The following is a 13,593-nucleotide window of genomic DNA, read 5'->3' as shown; positions in this document are numbered from 1 at the left end:
GGAGCTCGGCGCTCGTTCACGGCTCGCCGTCACTCACGGTAGAGGCACAACGGCTTCTGCCGTTGCCGGTCGCGGCCGACGACGGCATCGCCGGTGGTGCGGCAGGGCACGTCTTCAGTGTGTACCCATGCGCTGACGCAATCGTCGGGCGGTCTCGTCAGGCGGGCGGGGCCGCCGTGTCCGATCCGGCCCGCGTGGCGCCCGCCCCCCAGCTGGCGAGCAGCCGCGGGACCTCCGCGGGCGGTGATCCCGGCTGCGCGTGATACGTGATCAGGCCCTGGTCGTTGCCCTAGGGCAGGCTGGATGTCTCGACCACAGCCGGCGGAACTCCGCTCTCTGACGGAGAGTTCGCCCACCAGGGCGGAACACTGCGGTCGTTGGGATGGCGGCCGGTGTCCATGCGCAGGTGGCCGACAGTGTCGCTCAAGGAGCTCTACGGGGGCTTCGCCCAGGGCATGGGGGACAGCAAGCACGTCTGGCACCACGGTGCTTGACGACGGCCGGATCGAACGTCGCTGGCTCCACGCCTCCCGTCAGGTCGACGACCGCTTGGTGGCCCTGAACGGCATCCAAGCACGTGCCCGTCCACGTGCAGGTCTCGAATATCTGCCGGACCGGCGGGGCTGGGCACCGTCAACCGTTCGCCGTACTTCGTGGCCGGCGCGTCGGCACGCCGGCGAATCCGCCCTTGCCGCTCGGGTAGCCGTCGACGTACCGAAGAACGCCACTGGTCCACGACGGGAAGCCGAGCATCGGTTCATCTCGGTGATCTCCAAGCGCTAGGACGCCATGGCTCCCTTAGGCTGAGGCCGTGATGCGCCGATCGGGTCAGGTGGCCGCCCTCAGTGAGGTGGCCGACATCGTCGCCGCTCAGCGGCAGTCGCTGGCCGAGGCGGCTCTGGAGGCCATGCGGGCAGAGATTCCCGGCTACGCCGCCCTCGTGGATGAAGCGCTGCTGGCCGACGTGGTGGCTCACGTGACGGAGGCGGTCGACGCGCTCAGCGTCAGCCTGGCCCGCGACCGGCCGGTCACGGACGACGACGTGGCGTTTGTCCGCCCGCATGCCGCACGGCGGGCCCGGAAGGGTATGCCCCTCGTCGATTTCATGCACGCGCTGCGCATCGCACACCGCGTGATATGGGAGGCGATCGCCGACTGGGCGGTGCACACACCCGGCGGGCGTGACGTCGCGCTGGAAGCGGGCGGACTCGTCATGGAACTGATCAACCGGGGCAGTACGGTCGCGGCCCGGGCTTATCTGGACGAGGAACAGTTCCTGGCCGTGGAAGGTGACCGAGTGCGTCGGGATCTGCTCGAAGACCTGATCGCCGGTCGGGAGCCGGCACCGGGACCCCGGCTGACCGCGGCCACGAAGGCCGGGCTGCATCCCGATACGCCGTGCGCCGTGGTGGTCGCGGTGCCCGTGGGTCCCGTCAGCGACGCATACAGCTTCCGCTCGGCCGCCTCGCTTCTGGGGCAGGCCGCAGGGGACCCGGTTCGGGCGCTGACCGTGCTGCGGCAGGACGAGATCGTGATCGTGCGGGCGCTGCGCGACAGCACCCGCAGGGTGTCCGGGGAACCCGTGAGGACGGCCTGGCGAACACTCGCTGACCAAGGAACACGGCTGGCGGTGGGCATCAGCACGCGCTACGACACTGTCGTCGATCTGGGGAAGGCGTACCACGAGGCCGTCTCCGCGCTGGGCATTCTTCCGTCGGAGGGTGGTGTCATCTGCCTGTCCGATCTCAGCGTGCTCGACTACCTGACCCTCCGAGCCGACGAGACCGCGGCACGGATCGTGCCGACGGCGCTTCGCACCTTCGTGACGGAGGATTCCAGGGCGGAAGGCATTCTGATCAGGACGGTGGAGGAATACGCGGCCAACGATCTGAACGTGAAGGCCGCGGCCCAGCGACTCGGTGTCCACATCAACACCGCACATCACCGTCTGGCTCGTGTCGAGGAACGGACGGGGTGCGACCTGCGCAGGCTCGCAGACCTCCAGGAGGTGCTGATCGCGATCAGACTGTTCGGGGGCGGCTCCGGCGCCGTGGTGTGACCCGGCCACCTCCACAGGTGAAGGTTTGATCACCTCCATGCGCAGGGGTGTGATCCGATCACAGTGCGTCGGCCGCTTTGTTGGGCGTCGTGCCCGATGCCCTGCGGGCCGCGGATGCCTAGCGTTGCCGTCGTCGAACCCGCGCGCTCACGCCGCGGCTTTGCCGGTGCCGCCGTAGGGGTGCGCGTCGGGCCTGTCGAGCGTGAGTCCCGGTACGGAGCCGATCGACGGGAACTGATCCAGATGACCGACCCCAGACCCATGTCCGCCACGCTCTGCGAGGCCTTCCAGCACACGGCAGCCGTCGCGCCCGACACGGTGGCCCTGCGTACCGTGGGCGCAACGCGCACCGTCACCTGGCGGGCCCTCGCCGAGGACGTGCGCCTCCTGGCGGCCGGCCTGGCCGGGCTCGGAGTCAGGCGTGGTGACACCGTCGCGCTGATGATGACCAACCGGGTCGAGTTCTTCGCCGTGGACCTCGCGGCCCAGCATCTGGGCGCCATCCCGTTCTCCGTCTACAACACCCTGCCGGCGGCCCAACTCGCCCACGTCCTGCGCAATTCCGGAAGCAGGGTGATGGTGTGCGAAACCCAGTACCTCCCCGTCGTCCGAGAATCCGGTGTGGCCGTCGAGCACCTCATCCTGGTGGACGGCGACGAAGTCCCGACGGGCGGCGACGAAGCGAAGCCGGCGGACGGCACCCTCAGCCTGGAAACCCTCCGCGCCCGGGGCCGGGCGAACACCTCCTTCGACTTCGACACCACCTGGCGCTCCGTCCAGCCGGACGACGTACTCACCCTGATCTACACCTCGGGAACGACCGGCCCTTCGAAGGGAGTGGAGCTCACGCACGCCAACCTGCTCGCCCAGGCCGCGGGACTGGCGCAGGTACTGGACTTCCGCTTCGGCGACCGGACCACCTCCTACCTCCCTTCCGCGCATATCGTCGACCGCTTCACCTGCCTGTACGCGCAGGCGGTCTTCGGTGTGCAGGTCACGGTCGTGTCCGACATCAAGGAGATCGCCAAGGCCCTGCCGGACTGCCGGCCGACGATCTGGTGTGCCGTCCCCAGGGTCTGGAACAAGATCAAGCAGGCTGTGGAACTCGGCATCGAGAGCGAGCCGGACGCGGCCCGGCGGAGGGTTGCAGGGGAGGCGTTGGAGGCCGGCCTCCGGCGTACGCGCCTGCTGCAGGCGGGCAAGCCGGTCGACGACGAGCTCGCCGCCGCGTACGCCGAGGCGGACGCCGGCGTCCTGTCCGCCCTGCGGTCCCGTCTGGGACTGGACCAGGTGCGGTGGGCGGTGACCGGCGCGGCACCCACACCGCCGGCGACCCTCGAATTCTTCGCGGCGCTCGGCGTCCCCATCTGCGAGGGCTGGGGCATGTCCGAGCTGAGCTGCTTCGGCGCCGTCAGCCCGCCCGCGCAGGCACGCTTCGGCACCATCGGCACACTGCTTCCCGGTCTGGAAGCACGCCAGGCCGCCGACGGAGAACTCCTGGTGCGGGGGCCGTCGGTGACGAAGGGGTACCGGAACGATCCCGACCGCACCCGCGAAGCCTTCGATCCGGACGGCTGGTTCCACACCGGCGACGTCATCGTGTCCGACGCGGACGACTACCTGACCATCGTCGACCGCAAGAAGGACCTGATCATCAACGAAGGGGGCAAGAACATCTCGCCCGTCACGGTCGAGACGGCCCTCACCACCGCCAGTCCCCTGATCGGCACCGCTGTGGCCATCGGCGACAGCCGCCCCTACATCACCGCGCTGCTCGTCCTGGACGCCGAGGCCGCGGCGGCCTTCGCCGCCGGGCACGGGCTGCAGCCGGACCCGCGCTCCCTGGCCCGCAACCCCCTGCTGATCGACGCCTTGCGAGCCGCGGTGGCCGAGGGCAACAGCCGGCTGGCACGCGTGGAGCAGGTCAAGCGCTTCCGGGTGATCCCCGCGTACTGGGACGCGACGAGCGATGAACTCACCGCCACCTTGAAGCTCAAGCGGCAGAAGGTCGCCGAGAAGTACGACGCGGACATCGCCGCACTGTACGCCGACCCGATGCCCTCCGACATCCACGAGCGGGCCGACCGCTGACCGGACCCATCCGCCCAGCCAAGAAAGAAAGAGGGAGGTGAGCGGGCATGAAGTGGAAGCCTTCAGCCGGCAGCGCCGAGCATGCACCATCCCCGCGAGGCCCCGTCCGACGCCGGCTCGCGATCTCAGGATCGCTGATCCTCGCGGCAGGGCTCTGCACCATGCCGGTCCTCGGGGCGAGCGCAGCCGCAAACACAAGACCCGGCCAGCCGGTCCGGTCCTGCGAGAGCCTCACGGCTCTGCGCTTTCCGGACGGCACGACGGTCACCAGCGCCTCGCAGACCACCACCACTCCGGCGATCTGCAACGTCGACCTGCTGGTTCCCCAGAACATCCACATGCGCGTGTCACTGCCCGTCGGCACCTGGAACGGGCGCTTCCAAGGGGTGGGAGGCGGTGGCTTCAACGGCTCCGTCCCGGACACGGAGAGCGCGGCGAAGACCGGTTACGCCGCCGCGGGTTCCGACTCCGGTCATACCGCCGACTCCAGCGACGCCTCGTGGGCCTGGTCCCCGACCGGCATGAACGCGTCCCTGATCAACGACTTCCTCTCGCGTGCGCTGCACGAGACGACCGTCAAGGGCAAGGCCGTCACCCAGGCGTTCTACGGGAAGTCGCCCACCTACTCGTACTGGAACGGCTGCTCCAACGGCGGCAGGGAAGGTCTCCAGGAAGCGCAGGTCCAGCCCCGCGACTACGACGGCATCCTGGCCGGCGCGCCGGCGATCCAGGCAGACCGGTTCCTCCCCGCGGCGATGTGGCCCCAGGTCGTGATGCACGAACTCGGCGACTTCGTGCCCTCGTGCAAGTTCGACGCGGTCAACAAGGCGGTCACAGCAGCGTGCGACAGCCGGGACGGTGTGACCGACGGCGTCATCGCGGACCCCCGGGCCTGCCGCTTCAACCCCACCTCGCTGGTCGGCACCGTGACCCCCTGCGGCACGATCACGGCCAAGGACGCGGCCGTGGTGAAGAAGATCTGGGACGGCCCGCGACGCCCGGACGGTCGCCGCCTGTGGTACGGAATCCTGCCCGGAGCCTCGTTCGCCAGACTCGCCGCCACCGCGAACGGCGACGGAGTCCCGACGCCCCTCGCGTCGGGCTGGTTCACCTACTGGCTGGCGAAGGACCCGTCCTTCGACTGGCACAGCCTGACCATGGCCAACTTCACCCACTACGCCGACCAGTCCCGTCAGGAGTGGGGCCCCGTCGTCGGCACGGACGACCCCGACCTGAGCGCCTTCCGCGCCGCCGGCGGCAAACTGCTCCTCTGGCACGGCCTGTCCGACCAGCTGATCCCTCCCCAGGGAACGATCAGGTACTACAAGCAGGTCACCGCCGCGATGGGCGGCCGGGCGAAGACCGAGCAGTTCGCCCGCCTCTTCACGGCCCCCGGCGTGGGCCACTGCAGGGGCGGGTCCGGCGCCGCCCCGGCCGACCCACTGGCGGCCTTGGTGAAGTGGGTCGAACACGGCAAGGCCCCCACCACACTGCGCGCCGAGAACGGGTCCATGAGCAGGCCGCTGTGCCGGTACCCGGCCGTAGCCCGCTACGACGGACACGGCAGCACGAACGACGCCGCCAACTTCCGCTGCAGCGGCCGCCAGTGACGCGCTGAGCGTCTCGGCCGGCACGGACTACCGGAAGATGACCGTGAAACCCCCACGTCTTCGACCTGGGGGTTTCATAGTGGAGCGGGTGCTGCCCGCCCTCATGGTCGCTCGCCGCCGGCGGGCTCTACTGGCCGAGGACCGAGGGGAGCTCGGCGAGCTCGGTGGAGTCGAAGTAGTCGCGCCAGGCGGTGATGAGGCCGCTGGTGACCTCGAAGACGCCCATGACCCGGAACGTGATCGCACGTCCGCCGATGCTGAACGTGGCGGTGCGTTCCTTCATGACCAGATTGCCGGACGCGACCTGGTGGAGGATCTCCCACTGGATGACATCCAACTGGGGCAGGAAGCGCGCGAAGTCGTCACGGATGGCGGCGCGGCCGATGACGGGTTTCATCGGGATGTTGTTCTCCGGCCACGAGCAGTACGCGACCGGAAACGTTCCCTCGTCGTCCCAGGTCAGGTCCGCGACGTCGCAAGCCGTCGATGGTAACGATGATGCATGCGCTGCGAGTTCGCCCCTGGGGATGGGCACCGTCCTGCGCCGGGCAGATGGCAGATCAGCACCATGGGGACACGTTCCTACGTGCCGGCCCGGTGGGCCGTCACATAGGCGCGCAAGAAACCGCACATGCCAAGGGTCTGCCGGCTTGGTCGGGCGAGGCGCGAGACTTCCGCGTCGAACAGGTAGTCGAAGTCGTCGCGTCGCAGCGCGTCAATCTGCCGCAGTGCCGTGTGCGCGGCGGCCAGCGCGCCGTCGCTGACCGTCTTCTCCCAGGCGTCCAGCCGGGGCCGGACGAGCCGAGCCGCCGCCGCGCAGAAGTCCTCGTACGCCGAGCGGTTTCCTCGCCGCCACTGCCGTTTCAGCTCGGTGAAACCTTCGATGGCCAGATCTCTGCGAGCTCGCGCGCGCTCGGGGCTGGGGCTGCCGTCGGCGTCGAGGAGCGAGGCCGCGTCCGGATAGGTGTCGGGGGAGAGGTACTGGGGCGGGAAGGTCATGACCGCGTCGCCTGCCTCCGGGAGGCCACTGTTCTGCATGACGACGATCACGCGCAGGTCCTCGTCGTTGACGGCGCGGTGGATCGTGCCGGGGGTGAACCAGACCACGTCACCCGGGTGCAACTCGGTCGTCCTCGGCCCCTTGTGGTCGAGGGTCTCCAGTCGGCCGCGGCCACTGACCACGACGTAGCACTCCGCGCAGGCGAGGTGCATATGGGGTGACCCGCCGTGTTCGTCGTCCGCCGTGGGCCAGGGGTACACCTCCAGCTGGCTGAGCCCCACGGCTCCCGGGAGCTCAGGGAGGGCCGTCACGGCGCGAACTCCCGCACGATCGGCTCCAGTTCACGGCGATCCACCATGCGGTCCAAGAACACGAAGCGGTGGCTCAGGGACAGGGTGCCACCGGGTTCCAGCTTGATCTCGGTGTGGAAGGCGGGTGAGGGGTTGAGGCAGGCGAAGGCGCTGCTGCGGGCGAACCACGTCAGCGGGGTGGAGGCGCTGGTGGTGCCGGCGTAGGCGAGGACCGTGGCGCCGCCGTCGATCTCGTCGTGCTCGCCGGCGATGGCGGCCCAGGCGCCCCGCGTGCCCATGACGGCGTCGCCGTCATGGCCCCCGTCGGCGATGACGTCCGCGCCGGTCCAGGCCCGGGGCCCGCGCCAGAACAGTCCCGTGTAGCCGGCGTCGGGGCGGCCGTGGGTGGTGGGGCTGCCCATCTGAAGGGGCTCGTGGTGGACATTGGTCAGGTCGGTGGTGAAGTCCAGCGCCCAGACGCCGTCGCCGGAATCGGCGCTGTGGAAGCGGAGGGTGCGGGTCTCGTCGATCCACACCTCGTCGCTGGAGGCGATCCAGTCCAGGCCCTGGACGACCGTCACCTCGCTGCCGCCGACGTCCTGCCGGTCGAAGGCGCGGTGCACCTGGCAGCCGTGGTTCTCACGCCAGACGTAACCGTGACCGGGTGCGCCCGCCTCGAAGGTGGGTCCGCCCCAGAAGTTGTCCCCGGACAGGTGCGACCAGGTCATCTGCAGGCCCTTGTGCCAGCGGTGATCCCAGGGCCGGTAGACGCCCACGGGTGCGCCGGAGAGGGTTTTCAGGGGGTAGACATAGGGCTTGGGGGATTCTTCGAGCGGGGTGTCCGGCCGGTAGACGTACGTGGCGAGGTCCACGCCCGCGGCCGACACCACGAACTGGGTCCCGGCGGCGTCGTGCTCGATGCGCAAGGGGGTCTCAGACACCGGTCTTCTCCTTGACGGTGTTGTCCCGGACGGCGGGGCGGCCGCTCATGGAGTGGTAGTACGGGTTGGCCGGGGTGATCATGTCCGGGGTGACGGGGCGTCCGGTGCTCGCCGACTCGTACAGGGCCGCGATGAAGGCCAGGACGCGGCGGCCGTCGCCGCCACTGGCCTCCGGGCGTTCTCCGGCGCGCAGCGACCGCAGCAGCGCGCGCAACTGCGCGGCGTGGGAACTGGGTTCGTCGTCGAGCGGTGCTCCCAGCTCCACCGCCGTGGCGCCGACCCGGTGGGGCGCGGGGGTCCACGTCCAGTCGGAGTTGTCATAGCCGTAGAGGTGGGACAGCTCGACGGTGGCCTCGGGGAAGTCGAAGCGCAGGTAGCTGGTCTCACGGGGAGACAGGAGGCTGTTGATGACGGAGACCATGGCCCCGCCGGCGAAGCGGACCATCGCCATGGAGACGTCCTCGGTCTCCACGTCACGGGCCAGCGTGCCCATGGCGGCGCGGACTTCGGTCCATTCGCCCATCAGGGACAGCATGAGGTCCATCTGGTGGATGCCGTGGCCCATGGTGGGACCGCCGCCCTCGGTCTCCCACTTGCCGCGCCAGGGAACCTCGAAGTAGGCGTCGTCCCGATACCACAGCGTGTGGCATACGCCGACCAGGGGAGCGCCGAGGCGGCCGCTGCGGATGTGCTCCCGCAGGGCTCGGGCGGCGGACCCGAACCGGTGCTGGAAGACGTAGGAGACGTAGGGGCCGCCTTCGCGCTCGTGGGCGGCGACGGCGTCGTACTCGGCGACCGAGAGGGTGGGGGGTTTCTCGCACCACACCGACGCGCCGGCGTCCAGACAGGCGGCGATGGCCGTGCTGTGGGCGATCGGGGGCGTGCAGACGATGACCAGGTCCGGGTGCTGCTCCCGGAGCATGCGGTCGAGGCTGTCGTAGGAGGCGGGAATGCCCCAGCGGGCGGCGAAGGCCTCGGCGCGCCGTAGGTCGACGTCGACCACGGCGATGACGGTCGCCTCGCCGTTCTGGGCTTGGACGGCGGGCATGTGGCGGCCGTCGGCGATGTTTCCGGCACCGACGATCGCCACCCGCGCGGGCTGGCTGTACGCAGTCATCTGGCTCTTTCGTGGAAGCTCGGGCGGTACCTGGGCGCGGCACCGGGGTTCGTCAACCGCTGACGAAGAAGGTTGGTTCGACCTGCTCAGCCCCGGGCGTGTACGCGTGGGCGTGCGGTCGAGGGGAACGGCTCGGTCGGATGAACTCGGCTCTCGCCGACACGAACGGGGCAGCAGGCCGAACGTAGTGAACGATCACCTTAATGGTCAAGAGTTGTACAGTGATCGTTCACATTTTGTGTGACGCCCTACCGGGAGGACGGCGGGACAGCGGGATTCAGCGGGGGATCACTCGATTCAGCGGGGAACTGGACCGCTCGACCCTCGCGGCACGAGGTGGAACAGATTCGTGACCTCTGACGTCGGCTCGGGCTCGCCGCGCAGCAGAGCGAGCAGCGACAGCATCGACCGGCGGCCGACCTCTTCCTTGTTGATGTGCACCGTCGAGATGCTCGGCGAGAAGTACCGGGTGAATTCCTCGTCGTCCCAGCCGAAGACGCTCATCTCCTCGGGCACCCGCACACCGCGGTCCTGGAAGCCGCGGAGTACCCCCAGGGCGACGTAGTCGTTGGCGGCCAGCACGGCCGTCACGCCGGAATCGGCGGGCAGGTCCCGCGCGGCCTCGTAGCCGGAGCGCACGGACCAGTCCCCGTCGACGACGCCGTAGGAATCAAGACCCAGCCGCTCGACCGCCTCCACGTAGACCGCCCGCCGGTTGCGTGCCGAGGCCCAGTCCTGCGAGCCGGCGACGTGGAGGAACCGGCGGTGTCCCTGGTCCGAGAGGTGACGCAGGATCTCCTCGGCGGGCCGTCCGTCGGCCAGCCGACCCTGGGACTGGAGGTTGTCGTCGTACTCGCCCAGCACCACCACGGGCAGCCGCCCGGAGTCCCGGTCGCCGGCGAGGTCCCCGAGCGGTACGAGTGACAGCACCCCGTCCGCCTGCCGGGTCTCCAGCAGGGACAGTACGCTGCGGGCGCGCCGCGACTCGCCGCCCTCCAGCCCGACGACGTCGGTCATGTACCCGGCCTCGTGCGCCGCGGACGAGGCACCCCTCAGGAGAGGAATCGGAACAAAGCCGCTCAACTCGGGCAGCACGATGGTGATCCGATGCGACTGCTGCGTGCGCATCGACCGCGCCATGAGGTTGGGCCGGTAGTCCAGCTCGGTGACGGCCCGCTCGATCCTCGCCCGTGTCGCCGGCTTCATGCCGCTGTCGTTCTTCAGGAACCGGGACACGGTCTGGTGCGACACGCCGGCCCGCTCGGCGACCTCCCAGATGGTCGGCCGTTTCCTCTCCGGGTTGGGGGCCGCCTTGGTGCCGGCGGCCTTCGCAGCGGGCCGACCGGCCTTCCGTACCGGCAGGGAACGCCCCGCCCGCTCGCACAGAACGTGCAGCAGCTCCGCGCCGGATGCCTCCGCGGGCAGCCCGTAGGCACCGGCGAAGGCCGCGACCCGCGGCGCGAGCTCGTCGACGCGCATCAGGCCACGGGCGGCGGCCTCGGCGACGAACGTACCGGCACGGGCCGCGTCGGCACGGACTTCCAGCAGGTCGACGACGGTACGCGGCACAGTGGTGACGGGCAGCCCGTCGACGACGGTGATGTCCTCGGCGTTCGTGCGCGCGCGGTGCAGCACGACGGTCTCGTCGCGCGTGGTGCGTCGTGACGAGACCGTCAGCTCCACCGGGTCCTGGGGCCGGCCGCCCAGGCCGTGCACCGCACATGCGGAGTAATGAGAGACGACGCCCGACCTGGGGCCGTCGGCGCGGCGGTCCCGTGCCGGGGTCCCGGGATCCAGCCGCAGCCACGCGACCTTGATTCTGAGGTGCTCCGGCGGGGGAGAGGCGGCCAGGCGGTACACCCCGTGGCCGACGCTCTCCAGTGCCCCGGACCGCTCCAGCCGCAGGAGCTGGACCCCCTGCACGCCGTCCAGCTTCGCCTGGGCGGTGGTCACCAGACCCCACTGGCCGGCGGCCCTGGCGTCCAGAGCCCGCAACACGTCGGCCTGACTCATTCAGCAATCATTACACAGGCACCCTGCGCCGTGCCCTCCCCGGGTGTATCGCCTTTCCGGCCGGCGCGGGAGAGAGGACGTGCGCGAGGGCGGCTACCTGGGCTGGAATTCCCAGACCGTGCTCGCGTCCTGCGTTCCCGTGTTCCACTTCGCCGCATCCGCGGAGTTCCCGTACAGGTAGGCCCTCCCCGTCTGGGTGTTCCTGACGCGGAGCCCGCCTTCCGGGACCCCTTCCAGGTTCCACAGGGAGGCGTCCGCGACGGTGCCGGTGTTGTAGATGACGTTGTTGTCGGTGGCGACGGCTTCCAGATAGAAGCGTCCCGTCCGCACGTTCTTGATGGTCCAGGCACCGGACGAGTCCTTGGCGACGATCCAGTCCTGGTCGTCGTATACGGTCCCGGACGCGACGATGACCGCGCCGTCCGCGTCGGTGTCGAGGTACTTGCCCGAGGATGTGTTCCTCAGCTTGTACCGCGCGCCGCTGACGAGGTACGAGACCCGCACGCACTCCTCGGTCGCCAGGGTGATCTCGGTGTTCCCGGACACGGTGCTGTACGCCTTCGTGCCGGACTTCACCCAGGTGTCGTTCGCGTCGTAGTGGCCCACCTCGACGGACCGTACGACACCGATGGTTCCCGGCAGCGTGAACGTGGCCTCCGTCGTGGTGGCGAAGGTGAACTCGGCCGGACCGCGCCGGACGCCGAATGCCTGCGCACCGATGGACGTCGTGAAGGTGATGTCGACGCCGCCCAGGGGCTTGGTGGTCGTGACGCTCGCGGTCGCGTTCCGGTTGAAGGTCTGCAGGGTGGTTCCCCCGCGTTCCACCGGAGTCCTGCTGGCGAGGTCCCGGTGGATCTTCTTCAGCGCGCGGTTGAGCCGGGCGACCTTGAGGGAGGGGGTCTTGCGGGTGACGACCTTGGTGTCGGGCCTCCAGTTGTACAGGCCGTGGTCGCTGATGCCGGTGCTGGAGTCCGGGTCCAGCGCGGCGTACAGATTGTGGACGGCGTTGCCGGCGATGGCGTTGAACTTCTCGACGTCCACTGTCGAGGATCCACCGTAGTTCTCCATGACCATGGGGAAGTTCTTCCCCTGGGCCCAGGTGCCGTCCTGTCCGTAGTTGTAGAGCGTGTCGAAATTCTTGGTGTACGGGTCCTTTCCGAAGAAGTCGATGGTCGCCGTTCCCTGGCTCCTGAGCACCTCGTTCTCGGCGACCGGCACCGTGTCTCCGATGCCGGCGATATTGGTCCGGGTGTACACCGAGTAGTCCGACTGCTTGATCACCTGTCCGAGCTGGGTCAGGTAGTTCAGCAGCACGTCCTTGCGGAACTTCGTGGTGTCGGTGTATCCGCCGCTGTTCCAGAGGTCGGTGCTGTAGGTGCTGAAACTCCGGGCGATGGACTCACCGCCTTGCTGCCTCGACACGTTCGGTTCGTTCAGCACCTGGATGCCGACGACGGTGTGCGCGGTGTCGACGGCGGCGAGGCGGCTCATGAGCCGGCCGAGCACGAACTTCTCCCTGGCGAGCATGTTCGGGTCGGTCTTGTCCAAGAGGGGGTTGCCGTTCAGGGCGAGTGGGGTGCCGTCGGACTTCACCACGACCTGGTAGTCGTTCATCACGTAGGCCGGAATTCTGGCCGCGATGGACTGACCGGTCGACTCATGGCTGAACCACAGCAGTTCCAGCTTCAGGCCGTACTCCCCGCACCATGCCAGGTACTTGTCGAGGTCGGTCCAGTCGAAGACGTCCTTCGAGGTCTCCACCTTGGACCACCAGATCGGGATGTTCACCACGGTGAACCCGTCGTCCCGGATCATCCCGAGCACCGGCTTCAACTGGGCGTCCGTCCAGCCGTACGAGTACTTGTGCTTCTCGTACCGGAACTGGACACCGCTGTGGTAGAAGGGCTTCCCGTCGACCATCAGGGCGATCTTGTCGTACGTGGACCTCGTCGTGTCGACGTAGGACACCACGCCGCCGGCCGCGGCGGCCCGCGGGAGGCCGCCGACGAGGTTCAGCGCCATGCTCCCGAGGGCTGCCGCCCCGCTCGTGGCGAGGAATCTGCGGCGCGACCAAGAGCCGGTGTTCGACTTCATTGCACTACCTCCGTATCAGATGAACTTGTGCCAGATAGTGAACGATCACGATCTACGGTTCGATGGTGCCTGTTCAGCAACCTTCGAGGCAGGGGTGTCGGGCGCAGCGCAATCGAGCCGACAGGCGACGGCGGGGCCCTGGGGATCAGTGGTTGGCTGAAACCAACGATGGCGCACATAAGACTGGCTGAAACACTTGCGTGTCAATGGTGTGAACGGGGTGAGTTCCGCCGCCTCCAAGGCGGCTCGGCCAGGATCGAAGACGCGGAAGCCGTGGCGGGGTGAACGATCACACGCCACCCTCTTGACCACGATGGTGAACGATCACTACTTTGCCCGTGCAGTCGTCGGACACCTCGCCCTTCCCGGCGATCGTGA

General features: G+C 69.0%; 9 protein-coding genes and 1 pseudogene. 3 read left to right on the top strand and 7 right to left on the bottom strand.

Going from position 1 to position 13,593, the window contains the following annotated elements:
* Nucleotides 1-157: 157 nt before the first annotated feature.
* Nucleotides 158-424, bottom strand: a pseudogene (locus tag ACFY5B_RS20880) (transcriptional regulator); the annotation flags it as partial.
* Nucleotides 425-814: 390 nt separating this feature from the next.
* Here ACFY5B_RS20880 and ACFY5B_RS20875 point away from each other — a divergent pair.
* The 3 genes from ACFY5B_RS20875 to ACFY5B_RS20865 all read left to right on the top strand — a co-directional run bounded on the left by ACFY5B_RS20875 (nt 815) and on the right by ACFY5B_RS20865 (nt 5,760).
* Nucleotides 815-2,059, top strand: a complete 1,245-nt coding sequence (locus ACFY5B_RS20875; protein WP_389971631.1) for a PucR family transcriptional regulator — start codon at nt 815-817, stop codon at nt 2,057-2,059.
* A gap of 243 nt (nt 2,060-2,302) precedes the next feature.
* Nucleotides 2,303-4,150 (top strand): AMP-binding protein, encoded by a 1,848-nt coding sequence (locus ACFY5B_RS20870; protein WP_389971271.1) that lies wholly within the window; start codon nt 2,303-2,305, stop codon nt 4,148-4,150.
* A 161-nt stretch (nt 4,151-4,311) separates the two neighbouring features.
* Nucleotides 4,312-5,760 (top strand): tannase/feruloyl esterase family alpha/beta hydrolase, encoded by a 1,449-nt coding sequence (locus ACFY5B_RS20865; RefSeq protein ID WP_389971269.1) that lies wholly within the window; start codon nt 4,312-4,314, stop codon nt 5,758-5,760.
* Between the two features lie 127 nt (nt 5,761-5,887).
* Here the strand turns inward: ACFY5B_RS20865 and ACFY5B_RS20860 are convergent, their stop codons facing one another.
* The 6 genes from ACFY5B_RS20860 to ACFY5B_RS20835 all read right to left on the bottom strand — a co-directional run bounded on the left by ACFY5B_RS20860 (nt 5,888) and on the right by ACFY5B_RS20835 (nt 13,215).
* Entirely contained in the window at nt 5,888-6,157 is a 270-nt protein-coding gene (locus tag ACFY5B_RS20860) for a limonene-1,2-epoxide hydrolase family protein (protein ID WP_389971268.1), read from the bottom strand.
* Between the two features lie 185 nt (nt 6,158-6,342).
* A complete protein-coding gene (locus ACFY5B_RS20855; RefSeq protein ID WP_389971266.1) occupies nt 6,343-7,071 on the bottom strand; it encodes a cupin domain-containing protein in 729 nt (242 codons plus the stop codon).
* Entirely contained in the window at nt 7,068-7,991 is a 924-nt protein-coding gene (locus ACFY5B_RS20850; protein WP_389971264.1) for a PmoA family protein, read from the bottom strand. Before ACFY5B_RS20850 ends, ACFY5B_RS20855 begins: the two co-directional genes overlap by 4 nt.
* A complete protein-coding gene (locus tag ACFY5B_RS20845) occupies nt 7,984-9,108 on the bottom strand; it encodes a Gfo/Idh/MocA family protein (protein WP_389971262.1) in 1,125 nt (374 codons plus the stop codon). Before ACFY5B_RS20845 ends, ACFY5B_RS20850 begins: the two co-directional genes overlap by 8 nt.
* Before the next feature lie 297 nt (nt 9,109-9,405).
* Complete coding sequence (locus tag ACFY5B_RS20840; RefSeq protein ID WP_389971260.1) at nt 9,406-11,121, bottom strand: substrate-binding domain-containing protein; 1,716 nt, start codon at nt 11,119-11,121, stop codon at nt 9,406-9,408.
* 93 nt (nt 11,122-11,214) lie between these two features.
* Nucleotides 11,215-13,215, bottom strand: a complete 2,001-nt coding sequence (locus ACFY5B_RS20835) for a DUF4978 domain-containing protein (protein WP_389971258.1) — start codon at nt 13,213-13,215, stop codon at nt 11,215-11,217.
* Nucleotides 13,216-13,593: the final 378 nt, after the last annotated feature.

This window comes from Streptomyces sp. NPDC013187 (assembly GCF_042899705.1).
GTDB lineage: Bacteria > Actinomycetota > Actinomycetes > Streptomycetales > Streptomycetaceae > Streptomyces > Streptomyces hawaiiensis_A.
This window is presented reverse-complemented; position numbering and strand designations above follow the sequence as displayed.

Bases quoted from the DNA above. Each gene is read 5' to 3' on its own strand.
- ACFY5B_RS20875 (WP_389971631.1), top strand. From the start codon at position 815: ATGCGCCGATCGGGTCAGGTGGCCGCCCTCAGTGAGGTGGCCGACATC.
- ACFY5B_RS20870 (WP_389971271.1), top strand. From the start codon at position 2,303: ATGACCGACCCCAGACCCATGTCCGCCACGCTCTGCGAGGCCTTCCAG.
- ACFY5B_RS20865 (WP_389971269.1), top strand. From the start codon at position 4,312: ATGCCGGTCCTCGGGGCGAGCGCAGCCGCAAACACAAGACCCGGCCAG.
- ACFY5B_RS20860 (WP_389971268.1), bottom strand. From the start codon at position 6,157: ATGAAACCCGTCATCGGCCGCGCCGCCATCCGTGACGACTTCGCGCGC.
- ACFY5B_RS20845 (WP_389971262.1), bottom strand. From the start codon at position 9,108: ATGACTGCGTACAGCCAGCCCGCGCGGGTGGCGATCGTCGGTGCCGGA.
- ACFY5B_RS20840 (WP_389971260.1), bottom strand. From the start codon at position 11,121: ATGAGTCAGGCCGACGTGTTGCGGGCTCTGGACGCCAGGGCCGCCGGC.
- ACFY5B_RS20835 (WP_389971258.1), bottom strand. From the start codon at position 13,215: ATGAAGTCGAACACCGGCTCTTGGTCGCGCCGCAGATTCCTCGCCACG.